Here is a 20,162-nt window from a genome sequence, read left to right as displayed (position 1 = left end):
AATTTTCTGACAAATATTTCTCAAATAAACTTCGAGTAATTTCTACCATCAATCAATGAAAATAATTTCGATCAATCAATCAGTAAAAATCCACACAAGTTGTTCTTCATAATCTCTTAATGATCTTCTTGTTGGTTCGTCACCAGCAAGCTAGGTCGGCTATACTACTCTCTTTCGAAGATTAGTCAACTAGTTTTGTTAATTATTTTTCCAACCTATTCAATAAACTTAAATCCAACCAATCAGGCTAAACCATTGTTTATCAACAAGTTTTAATTAACATCACCGCCGATGGATGTGCATTCTACAGGAATTTATATACGTTGCAATACCTATTATTAACTTTATTTAATAGATGAACATTAATTCACCTAATTTCCTATTTATTTAACTTATTCATTCATTTTTTAAGCTATTTATATTTTTTTATATGCATTAAACTAGAAAATTGAACAACGACTATAATATAAGTTTTTAATGGCATCATTTATAAATAGAAAATCTTTCTGTTTCGGGATACTACTTTTATTGAGTAGTCTTTCTCACGCCAACTCAAATCATTCTATATTCACTATCACATTTTCAATCATGAGCTATGTTAAATGGTCTAATCCAAATCCAAGCCTATGCGTTATTGATGATAATGATACTCAAAATGAACTTGCACTTATCGCAAGTGCTAAAAAACCTAATTTAAAAGTTTTAAACGTTCCTTTAAGCAACCTTAAGAATATTAAATGCGATGCCATTTTCTTTTCGCAAAATACTGCAAATGAAGAACAAAATATTATCAACAATTTAAAATCACCTCCTGCACTCTCATTTTCAACCAATAATGCAGATTGTGAGATTGGAAGTGTCTTCTGCCTATATACCTCAAAAAGTGGAAAATCACTTTTTAAAGTCAATCTAGATAGTTTAGCGAAAACAAAAATTCATATTGATCCCCGCGTCTTACTCTTAGCGCAGCAAACGGAGTAAGCATCATGATTAAAAAATATTTTGATTTACGCTCTCTTCAATCTGTATTCAGAAGATCACAATTTATTATTTTTGCGATCACATTCCTTATTTGCACACTAACCTTTACATCTATTTCAGTATTTACAGTTAAATCTTATGCAAAACAAAATTTGGTTTTAGTCAGTCGCACTGTTGCTGAACGTATTCAACCCGCATTGGTTTTCCAAGATGAATTAACAATAAATCAAATTATTCAAGAATACACACAACAGCATTCTGTTCGATCAATTCAAATCAATAACAATACTGGTCAGCCCATTACCAATAGCATTAAAGATAAACATCAATACTCATCACTTCAGAGTATGTTTGATCGGTTTTTCTTTAAAGCCCCCCTACATATAGATGTAAGTCACAATGGTGAAAAAGTAGGAGAAGTTGTTTTATATGGTAGCTCTAATGAAATTTTAATATTTTTGCTTAAAATTTTTCTTGGCTTATTGGTCGGTATGCTCTTCATGGTCTTTGCATTGTGGTGGTCTGTGAATGTCACCTATCAACACATTATGAATTCAATTTCCCCAATCAGCCATATTGCACAAATGGTCAGTAAGCAAAAAGCATACAACTTAAGATTCCCTCAAAATAACATTAAAGAATTTAATGATCTTAATATTGTATTTAATGAGCTTCTTGAAGAAATTCAATCATGGCATATTCATTTACAAAGCGAAAACAGCCAACTCACCCACCAAGTTCAGCATGATGACCTCACTCAACTGCCTAATCGAAATTATTTCAATCAGGTTTTACAGGATGTCTTCCTTAATCCAGATTTACGTGAACATGCCGCACTTGTATTTATTGATAGTAATAATTTTAAAGCCATCAATGATAAATATGGACATCCTATTGGCGATGAGGTTTTAAAAGAAACCGCGCTCAGATTGAAAGCAAGTACGCGTCAAAATGATTTTGTTGCACGACTAAGCGGTGACGAATTTGCCATTGTCCTAAAGTCAGTTCATCAAGTGGAACATTTGATCTCAATTGCTGAAAATTTAATAAAGTGCTGTGCCGAACCACTTATCTACAAAGATCATGTTGTTCCATTTAGCTTTAGTATTGGAATCGCCATTGCTAAGGAAGCCAATAGTCCAGAAGACTTAATCGCACAAGCCGATCAAGCAATGTACAAAGCAAAAACATTGAAACACCACTGGTTCATTTACCACTCTTAAACTCACCTTAGGTTGAAAATAATGTTTAATCAAAAATTAAAATTTATCGTTTTAGGGATTCTACTGGTTACGCTTTCAGGTTGTTTAAGTTTTGGATCACTTAACCACAAACAAGTCAAAATGCTTAAACAACAAGGTTTTGTATTAACTGACGAAGGCTGGAGTTTAGGCTTACCTGAGCGCTTACTCTTTGATTTTAATGCCACAGAAATTTCTACACAAAAGCAAACAGAAATAACGCGCCTTGCCACCCAACTTCATAAGTTCAAATTAAATAAAGTTAAAGTCGTTGGTCATAGTGATAATGTAGGCAACCCAGAGTACAACTTAAAGCTATCTAAGAAGCGTGCTGAAAGTGTGGCTCAAATATTTTTAGCAAATCAATTCCAAGCACAAAATATTCAAACTATCGGCAAGGGAGCAACCCAACCGATTGATCAAGCAAATACTGAAGAAGCAAGAGCTGCCAATAGACGCGTTGCCATTATCATTATTCCGTAATCTTCGAATATTTAATTTCAAGATTTAAAAAAGACTCCAAGTGGAGTCTTTTTTTCAAAATTATTTTAATTTTAAATTTACTTTTCACAGACGTAAAAAAACCGCAACTAAGCGGATCAATTAACTAAAACTTAAAAATAAATTTTTAAAACTTAATGGTCGGAGCAGTAGGATTCGAACCTACGACCCCCTGGTCCCAAACCAGGTGCGCTACCAAACTGCGCCATACTCCGATTCTCATAAGAGATTGGGGTGGATGAAGGGGCTCGAACCCTCGACAACCGGAATCACAATCCGGGGCTCTACCAACTGAGCTACAACCACCATTACAACATTTTAGATTCTACAATATCAAACGACCAGATGGCGCGCCTGACAGGATTCGAACCTGTGACCATCCGCTTAGAAGGCGGATGCTCTATCCAACTGAGCTACAGGCGCATTACCTAACGATCTAAGATCACTGGAAAACCTTGCCTTGAAGAATTGGTCGGAGCAGTAGGATTCGAACCTACGACCCCCTGGTCCCAAACCAGGTGCGCTACCAAACTGCGCCATACTCCGATTCATCTCAGCTTGTGTACCGTTCAACTTATCTTTCGATGTATCGTTCGGTACGGTGTGCATTCTAGGCGCGACGCTTAATCTCGTCAACACCTATATTCAAAAAAAGTGAAAAAAATGCTTCAAATGTATATTTATCAAGCATTTTAGCTGTTTTTATCGTTTTAAAGAGGCACTAAAGTTCAACATTCGATCTAAAGGCTGTTTAGCACGTTTTGATAAAGCAGCATCAACGAATATTTCTTGATCACCTTTACGCAAAACATCCAAAATTCCATCCAATTCATTCATTGCCATCCATGGACAATGTGCACATGAACGACAAGTTGCTCCCTCTCCAGCTGTTGGGGCCTCAATTAAAGTCTTATTTGGCACCATTTGTTGCATTTTATAAAAAATTCCGCGATCCGTTGCCACGATCATAGTGTCATGCGGAAGCTCTTGTGCCGCTTTGATAAGTTGTGAAGTACTTCCTACCGCATCAGCAACATCAATAACCGATTCAGGTGATTCTGGATGCACAAGTACAGCAGCATTTGGGTACAGTGCTTTCATTTGAGCAATACCACGTGCGCGGAACTCTTCATGTACAATGCAAGAGCCATCCCAAAGCAACATATCAGCGCCCGTTTTCTTTTGAATATAACGTCCAAGATGCTGATCTGGTGCCCAAATGATTTTTTCACCTAAGCTATCAAGGTGCTCAATAATCTCTACTGCACAACTTGAAGTAACCACCCAATCTGCGCGCGCCTTGACAGCTGCAGAGGTATTGGCATAGACCACAACCGTGTGCTCTGGATGCGCATCACAGAACGCTGTGAACTCATCAACAGGGCATCCAAGGTCTAAAGAGCATGTTGCCTCTAAAGTCGGCATAAGCACTGTTTTTTCAGGAGATAAAATCTTTGACGTTTCTCCCATAAACTTCACACCAGCTACAACCAATGTCTTGGCAGGATGATCACGACCGAAACGTGCCATCTCTAAAGAATCAGAGACACAACCACCAGTCAACTCGGCAAGTTCCTGAACTTCAGGATCACAATAATAATGCGCAACCAATACAGCATCACGTTTAATCAGTTCAGCTTGAATTTCTGCAAATTTCTGTTTTTTAAGTTCAGGAGATATCACATGCTCCTTTACTTCCCCCAATAAGTCTAAATGCGCTTGTACAATCGTCTTTGCATCATTGGCAATTAAATTGGTTGCATCATTCATTCTAGCTGTCTCTATCCTTAACGCTCAATTGAGCTGTCACACACCGATTGATAATTTGGCAGTTTACTTTTTACCAATCATTAAAATACATACAAAAAAGCCTCAATTACATTGAGGCTTTTTAACATTAAGAACGATAATCGGCATTGATCTTGACATAGTCATAAGACAAGTCACAGGTATAAACCGTATCTTTGGCTTCACCTCGACGTAGATCAACACGAATCGTAATCTCTGCTTGATTCATTACTTTAGCACCTGCTTCTTCAGTATAGTCTGCCGCAGCGCCACCATCTTTACAGATTTGTACATCATCCAACCAAACTTGGATTTTTTCAACATTCAAGTCTTTGACACCGGCATAACCAATTGCCGCAAGAATACGACCCCAGTTTGGATCAGATGCAAAGAATGCCGTTTTAACTAATGGGGAATGTGCAATGCTATACGCAATATCGCAACATTCTTGGGTGTTTTTACCACCTTCAACCGCTACAGTAATAAACTTGGTCGCACCTTCACCATCACGAACGATGAGCTGTGCTAAACGCTTCATAATACGCGTTAAAACATCTAGAACAATGGTATAGCGAGCATCTTCAATAGATGTGATTTCAGCGCCACCTGCTTGACCTGTCGCAGCAAAAATACAAGAATCATTCGTCGACGTATCACCATCAATCGTAATACGGTTAAATGACTGCTCTACTGTGGTTTTAAGTAACTGCTGAACCAATGCTCTTGAAATAGGTGCATCTGTAGCAACAAAACCGAGCATGGTTGCCATATTTGGACGAATCATGCCTGCACCTTTTGAAATACCCGTCATGCTATAACGCACGCCATCCATTTCAAATTGCTCAGAAGCCCCCTTAGGCAAAGTATCTGTGGTCATAATACCTGAAGCCGCTTGTGACCACGCATCATCAGTAACACTTTCAAATGCTGGCTTTAAACCTTTGATCAAACGATCCATCGGTAATTGTTCACCAATCACCCCAGTTGAGAATGGTAGGACTTCATTTGCATTCACATTGGCAATTTTGGCAAATTCAGCACAAGTCATTTGCGCATTTTGCATACCTGTTGGACCTGTACCCGCATTGGCATTACCTGTGTTGATCACCAAATAACGCGGGTTTTTTTCAGCTAAATGTGCTTTTGATACATGCACAGGAGCTGCACAAAATGCATTTTGAGTAAATACACCTGCGACATTGGTACCCGCTGAAAATTCAAAAACAACTAAATCACGTCGGTTTGGATAACGTACATACGCTTCTGCTGAGCCTATTTTTACACCCTTTACCACATGCATCTGTGGCATTGCCACGTCACCAACCGCCATTTTTAAATGTCCAGAATTAAATTAAAGAAAAAACAAGCTTATTAGAAAAGAGTCAAAAAATCGAGTCATTCTGTACTGCGATTTTCACTTTTATAGCTTGTCATAAAACAATACCAGCAACTTTGGCTGGTATTGATCGAAAGATTGAATCTAAATGCAATAAAAAATTATTGAGCATTCCCATCAAGTAAAGCTTGTTTCGCCTTTTCTTGACTCGAAGCCGATAGCGCTGGGTTTGAAGCTACAATGCGATTTGCTGTCGCAGGTGTCACTGCCGAAATAGCCGCAGTTTTCAAAATGATCGGACGACCACCTGTATTCCCCAAAGTATAACGAATCCCTGTGCGTGGGCTAATCACCGTCGTAGTATTGTCTTTCACTTCGGCTTGAGCAACATGCGCACCTGTAGCTGCCTTCACTTTATCAACGGTCGTCGTTTGTGTCGCAGCGTTTGCAAATGCAAGAGTAGGTAGTGCGAAAGCTATTGCGAAGATTGGTTTTAATAGTTTTTTCATTTTCTTTCCAATGTGTCATTCATGACATGTAAATAACATTAACTTATTCATTAGGCAATATTTATTCACATCTTGTAAAGATCAAACCACGATTTAATCGATCAACTGAACAATAGATCAATCCATAGAAATAAAAAAAGCAGAACCTCAATTCTGCTTTTTCTTCATACACGGCCAAATCCTAGAAAAAACTCAATTGTTATGAGCGATCTTAGATTTTACCGTGACATTGTTTATATTTAAGACCTGAACCACATGGGCATGGCGCATTGCGGCTTTCAGGTGGAGCAATCACATCACCAGCGGATTGATTTACGTCTTGCTCGATCACTGTTTCTTCACCTGTTAAACCATCCACTTCAGCATGTGACAATGATAAATGCATTGACTCCGCTTGGGCTTGCTGTTGAGCTTCCATTTCAGCAAGTTCTTCAGGTGTTGGTAAACGAACCAATGACAAGTCTGTTACTACATCAGACTTGATTACAGCCAACATATTGACGAATAAATTGAATGCTTCTTTTTTATATTCTTGCTCAGGGTTTTTCTGTGCATAACCACGTAAATGAATCCCTTGACGCAAGTAATCCATTGCAGCCAAATGATCTTTCCAATGACGATCAAGCGAGCTCAACATAAAGTTACGCTCTAGCATTGCAGCAGATTCATCCCCCATCTGTTCACGACGAGAACGGTAACGCGCAATCACTTCATCGGTAATACGCTCTACCAATGCTTCCTCATCTAAACGGCGATCATTCTCGAGCCATTCATTAACAGGTAAATCAATACCAAAATCAGCATTGAGTGCTTGCTCTAAGCCTGCAATATCCCATTGATCGTGAATCGATTCAGGTGGAATAAAGTTCTCAATCACACCTTTCATCACTTCGCGATGCATGCCTTCGATGTAATCTTGTAAAGTACTTTCAGCAAGCACTTCATCACGTTGTGAGTAAATAATTTTACGTTGTTCGTTATTTACATCATCGTACTTCAATAGATTCTTACGAATATCAAAGTTACGTGCTTCAACCTTACGTTGTGCATTTTCAATTGAACGCGACACCATCTTATGTTCAATCGCTTCATTTTCTTGCAAGCCCATCGCGCGCATCATACCGACAACACGATCACCTGCAAAAATACGCATCAAATCATCTTCAAGTGATAAGAAGAAGCGAGAAACACCTGGGTCACCTTGACGACCAGAACGACCGCGCAACTGGTTATCAATACGACGCGATTCATGACGTTCAGAACCAATGATATGTAAACCGCCTGATGCGAGTACCATTTCATTGTTCTGTTCCCACTCTGCTTTTAGACGAGCTTCGTCTTCCGCAGTTGGGTTTTCAATTTTAGCGAGCTTAGATTTCCAGTTACCACCTAGCAAAATATCTGTACCACGACCTGCCATGTTGGTTGCAATGGTGACTGCGCGTGGTGAACCCGCTTGAGCAATAATATCTGCTTCACGCTCATGCTGTTTTGCGTTCAGTACTTCGTGGAAAATACCTGCTTCTTTTAGCTTATCAGATAAAATTTCAGATGCTTCAATAGTCGCTGTACCAATCAAAATAGGTGCAACACCAGCTTCATGAATTTTTTGAATTTCTTCAATAATCGCGTTGTATTTGCCATTACGGTTTAAATAAATTAAATCGTTTTGGTCATTACGAACCATTGGACGATGTGTTGGAATCAATACCACATCTAAGCCATAAATTTCTTTCATTTCCGCCGCTTCAGTATCAGCAGTACCTGTCATACCTGAAAGCTTTTTGTATAAACGGAAATAATTCTGGAATGTCGTTGTTGCAAGTGTTTGGTTTTCAGGTTGGATTTCCAAACCTTCTTTTGCTTCAACGGCTTGATGCAGACCTTCAGACCAACGACGACCTGGCATCGTACGACCTGTGTTTTCATCTACAATAATCACTTCACCATCGTTGATAATGTATTGAACATTACGTTGATAAAGATAATGTGCACGAATCGCCGCAGTAACGTGATGAACTAAATTAAGATTAGCTGCTGAATATAAGCTTTCGCCTTCAGCCAATAAACCCATTTCAATGAGTTCAGCTTCAACCGCTTCATAACCAGTCTCAGTCATTTCAACTGAACGTTGCTTTTCGTCAATCCAGAAATGACCACCATCAGCAACTTTTTCTTCTTTTTGTGCACGTAACTTTGGAGGAATCGCATTGATTGCCGCATAAAGTTGGGAAGAATCTTCACTTTGACCTGAAATAATCAAAGGTGTACGCGCTTCATCAATCAAGATCGAATCGACCTCATCAATAATCGCATAAGTTAATCCACGCTGTTTTTTCTCAGCGAGAGAAAACACCATGTTATCACGTAGATAATCGAAACCAAATTCGTTGTTTGTACCATAGGTAATATCAGCGCGATACGCTTCCGCTTTTTCAAACGGTGCTTGCATTGAATAAATCACGCCTACACTTAAACCTAAAAACTCGTAGAGCGGACGGTTTAATTCAGCATCACGTTGTGCCAAGTAATCATTGACCGTAATAACATGCACACCTTGCTCGCTAATCGCATTGAGGTATACAGCCAAAGTACCCATCAAGGTTTTACCTTCACCTGTACGCATTTCCGCAATTTTACCTTCATGTAAGGTAATACCACCGATCAGCTGAACATCATAGTGACGCATGCCCATAATACGCTTACCCGCTTCGCGACATACCGCAAAAGCCTCTGGTAATAGCTTATCTAGGTTTTCACCTTTCTTATTTCGTTGTTTGAATTCTTCGGTTTTTGCAGATAAGTCTGCATCACTTAATGCAGAGATCGTCGGCTCGAGCGCATTGATCTTCTCGACAATTTTACGCATACGCTTCAGTTCGCGCTCGTTTTTAGTACCGAAGATACCTCCGATCAGACTTGCCAACATGTATAGACTCTCTAAAACTTGCTTATTAAAAATAAATTTTTTCTCAGACGTTATTATGGTGCTAGAAATTTGAAGTACAAGGGTTTTAAACAAAAGCATTCAAAAAATTCTGACCAGTGTATTTACAACATAGCGTCAAAGGCGAATTAATGTAGCAAATTTAATCGTTCTATAGATAGTTGATTCTTATCAAACAAATCATTTTTTTAAATAAAATTTACGTATTTATCTATTTTTTTCATAATAAAAGCTTAAAACACTATTTTTCATTCTAAATAAAATGCCACATATTCTTATTCAACATAAAACATATACAACAGAAATGAGGATTTAAGATGTCTTTACGTTTAGGTGATATTGCACCAGATTTCCAACAAGAATCTAGCCAAGGTACGATCAGTTTCTATGAGTTTTTGGGTGATCATTGGGGCATTTTATTTTCCCACCCTGCGGATTACACACCTGTTTGCACAACTGAATTAGGATTTACAGCAAAATTAAAAGATGAATTCGAAAAACGAGGGGTAAAAGCCATTGCTTTATCTGTAGATGATGTTGAATCGCATCACGGATGGATTCAAGACATTAATGAAACACAGAACACGCAAGTCAATTTCCCCATTCTGGCAGATAAAGATCGCAAGGTATCAACCCTTTATGATTTTATTCATCCTAATGCCAGCGAAACCACGACTGTACGCTCTTTAGTTGTGATCGACCCACATAAAAAAGTACGCTTAATCATTACTTATCCTGCTTCAACAGGTCGTAATTTCCATGAAATTTTACGTGTGATTGATTCATTACAACTCACAGAAAACCATAAGGTTGCTACCCCTGCCAACTGGCAACAAGGTGATGATGTCGTGATTGTTCCTGCGTTAAAAGATGAAGAAGAAATTAAACAACGCTTTCCTCAAGGATATACAGCCGTTAAGCCTTATTTGAGATTTACTGCTCAACCCAAATAAGCGATTACATTTACTTTTTCACCTAAATTCAAGATCCTTTGACGAGCCATCTTGAATCACACAGCCTATTTCCGAATAGGCTTTTTTATTTTATCTAAAATTCAAATACTCTTTTTCAAACAAATTTTCACTGGAGTCATTTTTAGAATTAAATGATCATTCTCAATCTGATACAAATACCCTAACTAACAATTTAAAACTGTACAGAATTTCAATGTTAAGCTTTAAATGATTAAACAATCACTTTTGAATTCGATTTCTACTCAGCTTTTAAGCGTAAATCCCACGAATTAAAATAATTATGAACGGATTATTTAGAATACAACGCCATTTTTTTAAGATCCTGACCTTAAGCTTTATGGTTTCAGGCTGTATTACAACGCCAAGCCTTCCAGAAGAGCAACGCCCTACACATTGGGCTAAAGAGCTTAATCGTGCAGAAAATTTCTATCAAATTAGTGCAGATGTTTTTCGCAGTGAACAGCCAGATGCTAATTTGACATCGCAAATTAAAAAACATCAAATAGACGTCGTCATCAACTTAAGAAGTCGCGATCTAGATTCAAAACAATTAAAAGATCAAAATCTAAAGTTGATTCACATATCCATCAATACTTGGTCAATGAGCCGCGAAGACCTACTACAGATCATGCTTGAGATTCAACAAGCCAAGTCTTTCGAACAGAAGGTACTGATTCACTGCTATCACGGTTCGGATCGTACAGGTGCAAGTACTGCGATGTATCGCCTCATCTTTGAGGGTTGGTCAACTCAGGATGCGCTTGATGAAATGAAATATGGTGGTTATGGATTTCATCCGATTTGGATCAATATCGAAAAAATATTCACCCCTGAAAATATAAAATGGATTCGAGAACAACTCTCGAATCCATCTTAATTTTTGTCATAACGAGTGCAAAAAATTAGCGCTTATCTAAAGGCACCCAATCAATCACCCATGCTGACTTCATATTCAAACTCGGATCAGTATTGATCTTCTTACGTGCAGCATCCGCAGTTTCACGGTCTTTTGAAGGACCAACCATGATCCGAATACCTTTCGACGTTGGGCTTTGCGTTACTTTATAGCCTTTTGCACGAAGTTTTGCTGCAACAGCATCGGCATTAGCAGCATTGGCAGCCAGCGCCACTTGCACCATCCACTGTTTATCACCTTTTTCCAAAAGCTCACGTGCTTTATCTGCTTCAGCTTTTTTCTTTGCTTCCGCAGCCTTTTTCTCAGCAGCTCTCTGATCAGCTGCTTTTTTCTCAGCTTCAGCTTTCCGCTTTTCTTCAGCGCGCTTCTTCTCATCAGCCGCTTTCTTGTCTGCTGCTGCCTTTTGTTCAGCTATACGTTTTGCTTCAGCCTTTTTCTGCTCTTCAGCTTTACGCTTTTGCTCAGCAGTCTGATCTGCTTTCGCATTTAACTGCTCTTGTTTCTTCGGTTCAGCCTTTTTATCTTCTGCTAAACGTTGAGCTTTGGCTTTTTCATCTTCGACCAATTCAGGTGGAATATGATCAGAACTTTGCTGTGCCATACGGCTGGCATTCATTGCAGCATATTCTTCAGCTGCTTTTTGAGCTGCTTCTGCTTCTGCTTGTTGTTGCATGCGTAGGAATTCAGCAGATTTTGCTTCTTGTTCTGCAACCGCCTTTTCACGCGCACGTCGTTGCTCTTCAAGTAAACGTTTTTCTGTTTCAACGTCAACCGTTAAAGCTTCTAACTGAACTGCTTCAGCAGGTCGATTGCCTTGTTGTTGTACTTTTTCCGTGGTCGGTGCTTGGACTTGGGTTTGATGTATTTCTTCTTTACCTTTTAATAGGAGGGCTGCCAATAAAACACCACCACCTAATAAAACAACGCCACCCATCCAACGCTGTTTGTTATTCATTGACATGCTCTAAATACTCCCAGACCGCTTCTAAGGTATGAAACGAACCACACACCAAAATCAGCTGATTATTATTTGATTCTTCAAGCGCTGATTGAAATGCTGCTTGTACATTTTGATATGATTGAACTGTTTCACCTTGCAATGCATTCTCTAATTGTTCAAAAGAAGCAGCACGAGGCACAGCCATAGGTGCAATTTTCCACTTTAATATGGTGTTTTTCAATAACTTAACAACAGAATTAATATCTTTATCTGCAAGCATTGAAAAAACAGCAACCACTTCTGTGTACTGTTTATTGTATTCTAAGAAATTACGCAATTGCTTTAACAAAAATTCTACACCATGCGGATTGTGTCCCGCATCAAAAATCACTGTTTTATCGGCAATTTTTCGTACTTCAAAACGACCTTGCAGTTTTGCATTTTGAATACCTGTTGCAATCGCTTGCTGTGATACTTGAAGTCCACTCAATAAAACTGCTGCGACAGCAGTGGAAATATTATCAAGTGCTAAAGAACCGATAGGCAGCTTCAAGGTCGTCCCTGAACTTGCAAAATCCCATGTTTTTCCATCTAGACTATCTTTATAAAAATAATCACGGTTCAAACAATAGAGTTTTGCATTTGATTCTTTTACTTTTTGTTGAATCGCAAGAGGAAGATCTTGTTGACCGCCAAAAATCACAGGAATATCTGGACGAACAATACCTGCTTTTTCAAAGGCAATTTTTTCAATTGTGTCACCCAGCCAATCAACATGGTCTAGACCAATATTGGTGATCACAGCGACATTGGGATTTACTACATTGACCACATCTAAACGACCGCCTAGTCCTACTTCGAGCACCCAAACATCACACGCTTTTTGCTTAAAAATCACAAATGCAGCAAGTGTGGTTGCTTCAAAAAAAGAAAGACTGAGATTACATTCACGGCGTGCTTGATCGACCAATACAAAAGCAGCAATCAATGATTGATCATCTACTTCTTGTCCTGCCAGTTTGACACGTTCATTAAATCGATAAATATGCGGAGATTGATATAGGCCTACATGATAGCCTTGAGCATTCAGAATAGATGCTACAGTCGTAGACGTTGAACCCTTGCCGTTTGTTCCTGCAACAGTCACAACTTTAGCATTCGGTATAACGACACCAAGCTTTTCTGCAACAGGGATGACTCGTTCTAAGCCTAAATCAATCCCTGTAACGTGAACATGGCTCCAATAATCGAGCCATGTTTGTAAATCATCAGTTTCTAATGGTGCTGTGTGCATCAAGGCAAATTCATCAACTTCGCTACTATACGGTAAACTGTATCACGTAATGCATGACGATGGACAATTTGATCGACCACACCATGATCAAGCAAGAATTCTGCGCGTTGGAATGGTTCTTCCAGTTTTTCACGTACAGTTTGTTCAATCACACGCTTACCTGCAAAGCCAATCATCGCTTTAGGCTCAGCAATATGCACATCACCTAGCATCGCAAGTGATGCAGTCACACCCCCATATACAGGATGTGTTAATACCACGATATATGGTACACGAGCATCTTTCATTTTTTGGATTGCCGCTGAAGTACGAGCCATTTGCATCAAAGATAACATCCCTTCTTGCATACGTGCACCGCCAGAAGCAGCAAAACAAATCATCGGCTGTTTAGTTTCAATGGCTTTTTCTGCCGCTTGAACAAAACGGTCACCAACGACTGTACCCATGGATCCGCCCATGAAGTCAAATTCAAAAGCACATGCAATCAAAGATACGCCTTTGATTTGACCTTGCATCACAACAAGCGCTTCTGTTTCACCTGTTTTCTCTTGTGCTTCTTTCATACGCACAGGATAAGCTTTACTGTCGACAAACTTAAGAGGATCTTTTGCAACAAATTCTTGACCGAACTCTTTACCCGTTTGATCAAAGAACCAATTCAAACGATCACGTGCTTTCATTTTCAAATGTTCGTCACACTGTGGACAAACATAAGCATTGAAAGACATCGCTGTACGGGTAACCAAAGCATGACATTCTGGACACTCAATCGTCGGTTCAGTAAATGTCGCTTTTAATGTCTGTTGTTCATCAGGAACATGAATGCCCGGAACTGAACGTTCTGTCCATGGTGTAATTGGACTCAAAACTTTCCCTGATTTCACTTCTTGATTCATACTAACTCATCGAGCGCAGCTCGAAGCTCCTTAACTTTATTGACCGCTTGCTCAGCAGCTTGTTCGGGTGCAAGGTTTGCAAAAGGTTTCACAAATGCACTACCAACAATCACAGCATCAGCCACACTTCCCATTGCTTTCGCAGAAGCAGCATCACTAATTCCGAAGCCAACACCCACAGGTACATCTGTCACAGCTTTGATTTTTTGGATACGCGCTGCAGCTTCTGCGACATCCAAAGTTGCTGCACCAGTCACACCCTTAAGTGAAACATAGTAAATAAAGCCACTTGCTTGATTTGCTACATGTTGAATTCGTTGATCTGTCGATGTTGGTGCGAGCAAGAAAATTTGATCCATATTGTATTTTTTCAATACAGCATCTAAATCTTTTGCTTCTTCTGGTGGTAAATCCACTAGAAGAACACCGTCTACACCACTTTCGTGTGCAATCGAAACAAAACGCTCATAGCCGATCACTTCAACAGGGTTTAAATAGCCCATCAGTACAACAGGTGTTTCACTGTCTTTCTCACGGAACTGTTTAACCATATTTAAAGCATCGAGGGTATTAGTACCCGCAGCTAGAGCCCGTTCAGCAGCCAGAGCAATTACTGGACCATCTGCCATCGGGTCGGAAAATGGCAATCCAAGTTCAATTACATCTACCCCAGCCTCAACCATTTGATGCAACAGTGGAACTGTTACCACGGGTTGTGGGTCACCTGCCATTACATACGAAACTAAAGCTTTACGCTGTTGAGATTTAAGCTGTGCAAATCGTGCGGCTAAACGTGACATAGGGGTGTACATTCCTTGAATTGTTTAAAATTGAGGAGTTGATATTGTAAAAATACAAGTCATCTCATTGTAACGCTATTTTTTACTCAATGAACAGAGCGAAACTGAGACAACACTACCTCAAATTCATTTAACAACACAGTGCACATTTATCAATATTTTGATTTTTTTCACAATGATCAAAAACACCTATTTTCGCTTTATTTTAAAATCATCAACGTTAATCCCTACTTAGTTATATAGCTAAAAAAACATTATAAAAAAGTCAGTTAGCGTTTACATTTTAATTTTTCTTAAATAGCAAAAGCTGATTTATACTACTTACGCTTACTTATTTATTACTTTTTTTATGACGACTCCCACATCAGGTAAAGCTCATGCTCGAGCACTTGCCTTGCTTCCACTTATTGTTTTTTTAGCCATTTTTCTAGGCAGCGGTATTTATCACTCACTGATCGGAACAGAATTTGCCTTCTATCAAATCAAAGCACCTGTTGCAGCAATCCCTGCCATTATTCTGGCTGTGATGCTTTACAAAGGGAAATTAAACGAAGGAATAGAAGAGTTTCTCGGTGGTGCAAGCCATCCCAATTTAATTCTAATGTTTATGGTTTTTATGCTGGCAGGCGCATTTGCAAGTGTCACTAGCGTCATTGGTAGTGTTGATGCCACAGTACAATTCGGGTTATCGATTATTTCTCCCGAATTTATTTTGCCGATGCTGTTTGTCATATCAGCATTTATCGCAACAGCAATGGGTACTTCCATGGGTACCATCGCAGCCTGTGCGCCGATTGCTTTTGGTTTTAGCCAAGTCACCGAAATCAATGTGCTCTATGCCATTGGTGCTGTGCTTGGTGGTGCGATGTTTGGTGATAATTTATCCATGATTTCCGACACCACGATTGCAGCTACTCGCAGTCAAAATGTAGAGTTACGTGATAAATTTAAGGTCAATGTATGGATTGCTGTCCCTGCGGCACTGATCACTTTGATCATTTATATTGCGTTTAGCAATACCAATCAAACTGTTGATTACAAAGATTATAATGCTTGGCTTATTCTTCCTTATATCGCTGTGTTCTTTTTAGCTTTTAGTCGTTTACATGTGCTTGCAGTACTCACAATCGGCATTTTGATTTCAGGACTTATTGGCTTTATGGTCCAGCCAGAATTCAGCATCCAAAAGCTCAACACCTCTATTTATGATGGTTTTGTCGGTATGTTTGAAGTAGCGCTATTATCCATGATGCTGGGCGGTCTTTCTGCAATTATGCAAAAAGAAGGCGGTCTAGAATGGCTGATTCAACGTATTTACAGCGTGACGCGCTTATTCAAAGTACGCGCACAGCGTGCAGGTGAAATTGGTATTTGCTTCTTGGTTATTTTCTCCAATCTTTTTGTCGCAAATAATACTGTCGCGATTATCTTATCTGGAGATATGGCACGTGAAGTTGCCAAAGAATACGGCGTTGACCCAAAACGTGCTGCGGCATTGTTAGATATTTTCTCTTGTGTGATTCAAGGTTTAATTCCATATGGCGCTCAACTTCTTTTGGCTTGTTCTATCGCAAAACTTTCACCGGTTGAAATGATTACAAGCGTTTACTATTGTTGGGTATTGGCGATATTCGCAATAATAGCGATCATTTTCCGTTTCCCACGTCTTAAAAAAGATACAGCTACAGCGAATATTTGATTTTTGAAAAATTAGTTCATTTTGATCATGATACTTACGATAAAAGGTGAGTTTAGACTCGCCTTTTTTTATTTAAAGTTCGATACAACTACTTTAAAAAAATCAGGCTACGCTTTCGACTCATTTTTAAATTGTAGTAAAGTTTTGCCTCTACACGCTTTATAAGCCCTCGCCAGTGCCGACTGATCCGAGTACCCCAACTGATTAGCAATCTCTATCAAACTACGATCTTTGCTCAGTAACTTTTCACAAAGTTGCATTCTTTCTTCATCTAAGATTTCTTTGAAAGTGGTGTGTTCGAGTTTTAACTGTCGTTGTAACGTGCGCACTGAAATATGTAGGAATTGGGCGATTTCTTCAATTTTAGGTGCTTGTTGTTTGTCGGCTAAATACGTAACTATATAAATCTGAAGTTGACGTTTAACACTGTCATTTTCTGTATTTAAATGGATTTTTGAGGCAATCGCATCCTCAGCTTGCTTCAATAAAAACTCCATCAAGGATGGATCTGCCTGATCCAGCTCTACATCTAAGCTTCCTAAACTGATCTCAAATTCATATCTTGAATGATTAAAAACAACCTCACATCCATAAAATTTTTGGTAATGATAAATGGGCATTTGTGGTGGATGGGCAAAACTAATCTTTCTTAAAGGAAATTGATTTAAGGCTACAATTTGATGTGCCATTTCAATGATAAATGCACTGTTTAACTCATTGATTAAAATATAATGCTCTGCAATAAAAGGCCAACTTAAGACCAATGCATTTCCATGATGACTTAATTGCATCGGCGTAATTTCTTCACCATCAATCACTAGACGGCTAAACCGAATAATATAATCTAAAGACTCTGAAATCCGCTGGCTACGTGTTGCCATATAACCTACGACACCGAAATGCTCTGCTTTAATATATTTCGCCATATCAAAGCAAATATGTGTTTGCCCCAATGCTTTCTGTGTCCATTGAATGCATTGTTCAAAAAGATGATACGAAGATTGTTGCGCGATGGGAGCCGATAATATTTCTAATAATTCAGTTTTAAATCCATGTGACTCTGCAAGTGAAATCGCATCGATGCCCTGTTGAGTGACATAGGTTTTCCATAGATGAAAATAGCCATTGGGAATTTGTATTTCCTTCATAAACTCACCCAATGCAATGGCTTATTTTGTATTCTCATTCTGACATTCATTATTTTCATTTGTCGTAAAATGTATAAAAATTGGCAAGAACTGTCAAAAAAAAGTTGTAACGGAGCGCCATACTGAAGCTATCGAAATAATGCCTTAAAAATAATATGAACGCATTTACTCAATATTCAGTCGAAGCTGTGGTTCGCAAAAACCTCGATTTTAAATTGGATGATATTCCACGCTTCTGGTTTGGTGGTGATCCATTCAAAACACGCATGTTTGATGCTTTGAGTTTAACCTTTCCGGATGGAGAGCGTTACTTCATTGAGTCAGTACGTTTGTTTAGAGACAAAATTAGCGATCCTGATTTACAACAACGCGTTGCTGATTTTATCCGCCAAGAAGCGCAACATGGTATCGCACATGACAAAATGAATCAGGTCATGAAAGAGCAAGGTATGCCTGTCGACCAATTTATTCAAGTTTTGAACAAAATATTTAAATTTGAACTGACCAAGCGCTCACCTGCTTATAACATTGCAATGACTGCAGCAGCAGAGCATTTAACTGCATTAATGGCAGATACATTTTACAGTCACAAAGAAACATTACACGACGCACACCCTTACGTAAGAGCATTACTGGCTTGGCATGCGATTGAAGAAATGGAGCATCGTGATGTCGCTTTTGACGTCATGAAACAAGTGGGTGATGTTCCCGAATCGACACGTAAATTTGCTTTGGCATTTACCACGGTTCTAATGCTTGGTTTTACCGTTTATCGTGCCAATATCATGCTTAAATATGATGGTTTTGACCGACTAACAAGATTAAAACTCACTGCAAAAGGTTTACGTTGGTTTATTGGGCGTAACGGTATACTGACTAAAATGCGTAAACCCTATACAGATTGGTTTAAAAAAGATTTTCACCCAAGTCAGCATCCGATTATTGCTCAATATGATGTGTGGTTAAAAACACTTGCCGACACCAATGATCCAATACAAGCAGGCGAAGTCTTCTGGCAAGCAGGTAAATAGACGCGTCTAAGTGGTCGATTTCCCACCCTTTTAAAAGATAATTCGATCACTGCAATCTTCATTAGATAAGCCAAAAAGCATGCAAAAAAGATCATCACTCAACATAAAATGACCTGTATAGATAAAGACCCCAGATTGTTTTTTTTACATACTCTTTTAAAATTAATTTGAGCCATAAAAATAACATGAATGCCGTCACTAACCACTTGCCTCTTCCCATCGTTCGAAAAGGTCTAAATTTTCGTTTAGAGGAAGTACCTCGATTTTGGTTTGATAATGACCCATTTCGAACCCGAATTTTCGATGCACTCAGTCTGACCTTTCCAGATGGAGAACGCTACTTCATTCAATGTGTAAGACTATTTCAAGATCAAATCCAAGAACCTGAATTAGCCTGTCGCGTAAAAAACTTTATTCGACAAGAAGCGCAACACGGTATTGCACATGACAAAATGAATAAAATTCTCATTGATCAAGGCATGCCAATTGAAAAGTATATTCGGCAAGTCAATCAACGTTTCAAACATGCATTAAAGCGCTACCCGAATACTTTCAATATTGCGATTACAGCTTCATGTGAACACTTGACTGCGTTGATGGCGACGACCTTTTTTAGTGAAAAAAGTACCATGCAAGGCGCACATCCTTTTGTGCGCGCACTTTTTGCTTGGCACAGTATCGAAGAGATGGAACACCGTGATGTTGCTTATGATGTCATGGTCGATGTTGCTAGAACGCCAAATGCAGTCCGCTACACAGCTTTGATTTTAGTGACGATGATGATGTTTGGTTTTACCATGCAACGCACCAATGGCTTGTTAAAACACGATGGATTCACTCGCGTTGAGCGAATTAAAATGTTTGGACATGGTTTAAAATGGTTGATCGGTAGAAAAGGAATATTGACCGCTAAAAAACAAGAATATCTCGATTGGTTTCGTCCAAACTTTCATCCAAATCAGCATTCTGTTATTCAACAATACCAAGTTTGGGTAGATGCTTTAGCTAATACACAAGACCCGATTCATGCTGGTGAAGCTTTTTGGCAGGCTGCAAACTAAAATAATTTTATTTAGCGATTCTAATATTTACTTTAAGGAATTTAACTTTTGACTTTGTGGAGTGATTTAATACAAAGTCGACAAATGTGAATACTTTTTA

Annotated in this window: 17 protein-coding genes and 4 tRNA genes; 8 read left to right on the top strand and 13 right to left on the bottom strand. The window is 38.9% G+C overall.

What is annotated here, in order from left to right:
* Positions 1–477: 477 nt before the first annotated feature.
* Genes yfiR through yfiB form a run of 3 tightly spaced genes read left to right on the top strand, consistent with a single transcriptional unit; the run spans position 478 to position 2,705 of the window.
* Positions 478–981, top strand: a complete 504-nt coding sequence (gene yfiR, locus AC5YDM_RS13715; RefSeq protein WP_496152636.1) for a regulatory sequestration protein YfiR — start codon at positions 478–480, stop codon at positions 979–981.
* Positions 982–986: 5 nt separating this feature from the next.
* Complete coding sequence (dgcN, locus tag AC5YDM_RS13710; RefSeq protein ID WP_496152635.1) at positions 987–2,204, top strand: diguanylate cyclase DgcN/YfiN; 1,218 nt, start codon at positions 987–989, stop codon at positions 2,202–2,204.
* Positions 2,205–2,225: 21 nt separating this feature from the next.
* Positions 2,226–2,705 carry an outer membrane lipoprotein YfiB gene (yfiB, locus tag AC5YDM_RS13705; protein ID WP_496152634.1) on the top strand — a complete coding sequence of 160 codons (480 nt, stop codon included), beginning with the start codon at positions 2,226–2,228 and terminating at the stop codon, positions 2,703–2,705.
* A 156-nt stretch (positions 2,706–2,861) separates the two neighbouring features.
* Here yfiB and AC5YDM_RS13700 read toward each other — a convergent pair.
* The 8 genes from AC5YDM_RS13700 to secA all read right to left on the bottom strand — a co-directional run bounded on the left by AC5YDM_RS13700 (position 2,862) and on the right by secA (position 9,285).
* Positions 2,862–2,938: transfer RNA gene (locus tag AC5YDM_RS13700), tRNA-Pro, on the bottom strand.
* 15 nt (positions 2,939–2,953) lie between these two features.
* Positions 2,954–3,029 (bottom strand) — tRNA-His (locus AC5YDM_RS13695).
* Between the two features lie 40 nt (positions 3,030–3,069).
* Positions 3,070–3,146: transfer RNA gene (locus AC5YDM_RS13690), tRNA-Arg, on the bottom strand.
* A gap of 46 nt (positions 3,147–3,192) precedes the next feature.
* Positions 3,193–3,269 (bottom strand) — tRNA-Pro (locus AC5YDM_RS13685).
* 156 nt (positions 3,270–3,425) lie between these two features.
* Positions 3,426–4,493 carry a quinolinate synthase NadA gene (nadA, locus tag AC5YDM_RS13680; RefSeq protein ID WP_496152633.1) on the bottom strand — a complete coding sequence of 356 codons (1,068 nt, stop codon included), beginning with the start codon at positions 4,491–4,493 and terminating at the stop codon, positions 3,426–3,428.
* 127 nt (positions 4,494–4,620) lie between these two features.
* Positions 4,621–5,841 (bottom strand): bifunctional glutamate N-acetyltransferase/amino-acid acetyltransferase ArgJ, encoded by a 1,221-nt coding sequence (argJ, locus tag AC5YDM_RS13675; RefSeq protein ID WP_496152632.1) that lies wholly within the window; start codon positions 5,839–5,841, stop codon positions 4,621–4,623.
* Positions 5,842–6,008: 167 nt separating this feature from the next.
* Complete coding sequence (locus AC5YDM_RS13670) at positions 6,009–6,356, bottom strand: hypothetical protein (protein ID WP_496152631.1); 348 nt, start codon at positions 6,354–6,356, stop codon at positions 6,009–6,011.
* 211 nt (positions 6,357–6,567) lie between these two features.
* On the bottom strand, positions 6,568–9,285 hold the full coding sequence (gene secA, locus AC5YDM_RS13665; RefSeq protein ID WP_496152630.1) for a preprotein translocase subunit SecA: 2,718 nt from the start codon (positions 9,283–9,285) through the stop codon (positions 6,568–6,570).
* Positions 9,286–9,620: 335 nt separating this feature from the next.
* On the opposite strand from secA, the gene AC5YDM_RS13660 reads away from it, so the two are divergent.
* Both AC5YDM_RS13660 and AC5YDM_RS13655 read left to right on the top strand, forming a co-directional pair.
* The gene (locus tag AC5YDM_RS13660; protein WP_496152629.1) at positions 9,621–10,256 is read left to right on the top strand and encodes a peroxiredoxin; all 636 of its coding nucleotides are present in this window, start codon (positions 9,621–9,623) and stop codon (positions 10,254–10,256) included.
* Between the two features lie 301 nt (positions 10,257–10,557).
* Positions 10,558–11,154: a dual specificity protein phosphatase family protein gene (locus tag AC5YDM_RS13655; RefSeq protein ID WP_496152628.1), complete on the top strand. Its 597-nt coding sequence runs from the start codon at positions 10,558–10,560 to the stop codon at positions 11,152–11,154.
* Positions 11,155–11,179: 25 nt separating this feature from the next.
* Here the strand turns inward: AC5YDM_RS13655 and AC5YDM_RS13650 are convergent, their stop codons facing one another.
* Genes AC5YDM_RS13650 through trpA form a run of 4 tightly spaced genes read right to left on the bottom strand, consistent with a single transcriptional unit; the run spans position 11,180 to position 15,123 of the window.
* Positions 11,180–12,154 (bottom strand): SPOR domain-containing protein, encoded by a 975-nt coding sequence (locus AC5YDM_RS13650; RefSeq protein ID WP_496152627.1) that lies wholly within the window; start codon positions 12,152–12,154, stop codon positions 11,180–11,182.
* On the bottom strand, positions 12,141–13,430 hold the full coding sequence (gene folC / locus AC5YDM_RS13645) for a bifunctional tetrahydrofolate synthase/dihydrofolate synthase (protein ID WP_496152626.1): 1,290 nt from the start codon (positions 13,428–13,430) through the stop codon (positions 12,141–12,143). Before folC ends, AC5YDM_RS13650 begins: the two co-directional genes overlap by 14 nt.
* Complete coding sequence (accD, locus tag AC5YDM_RS13640) at positions 13,427–14,323, bottom strand: acetyl-CoA carboxylase, carboxyltransferase subunit beta (protein WP_496152625.1); 897 nt, start codon at positions 14,321–14,323, stop codon at positions 13,427–13,429. Before accD ends, folC begins: the two co-directional genes overlap by 4 nt.
* On the bottom strand, positions 14,320–15,123 hold the full coding sequence (gene trpA, locus AC5YDM_RS13635; protein WP_496152624.1) for a tryptophan synthase subunit alpha: 804 nt from the start codon (positions 15,121–15,123) through the stop codon (positions 14,320–14,322). The genes accD and trpA overlap by 4 nt, the downstream gene beginning before the upstream one ends.
* Before the next feature lie 349 nt (positions 15,124–15,472).
* On the opposite strand from trpA, the gene AC5YDM_RS13630 reads away from it, so the two are divergent.
* Positions 15,473–16,822 (top strand): Na+/H+ antiporter NhaC family protein, encoded by a 1,350-nt coding sequence (locus AC5YDM_RS13630; protein ID WP_496152623.1) that lies wholly within the window; start codon positions 15,473–15,475, stop codon positions 16,820–16,822.
* Positions 16,823–16,929: 107 nt separating this feature from the next.
* Here AC5YDM_RS13630 and AC5YDM_RS13625 read toward each other — a convergent pair whose 3' ends face one another.
* Complete coding sequence (locus AC5YDM_RS13625) at positions 16,930–17,970, bottom strand: helix-turn-helix transcriptional regulator (RefSeq protein ID WP_496152622.1); 1,041 nt, start codon at positions 17,968–17,970, stop codon at positions 16,930–16,932.
* Positions 17,971–18,125: 155 nt separating this feature from the next.
* Here AC5YDM_RS13625 and AC5YDM_RS13620 point away from each other — a divergent pair, with 155 nt between their 5' ends.
* Positions 18,126–19,001 (top strand): metal-dependent hydrolase, encoded by an 876-nt coding sequence (locus AC5YDM_RS13620; protein ID WP_496152621.1) that lies wholly within the window; start codon positions 18,126–18,128, stop codon positions 18,999–19,001.
* Positions 19,002–19,186: 185 nt separating this feature from the next.
* Entirely contained in the window at positions 19,187–20,062 is an 876-nt protein-coding gene (locus AC5YDM_RS13615) for a metal-dependent hydrolase (protein ID WP_496152620.1), read from the top strand.
* Positions 20,063–20,162 lie beyond the last annotated feature (100 nt).

The organism is Acinetobacter sp. CY81 (assembly GCF_059515925.1).
The sequence above is the reverse complement of the archived record's forward strand: the minus strand, read 5'-3'. Positions and strand labels throughout refer to the sequence as shown.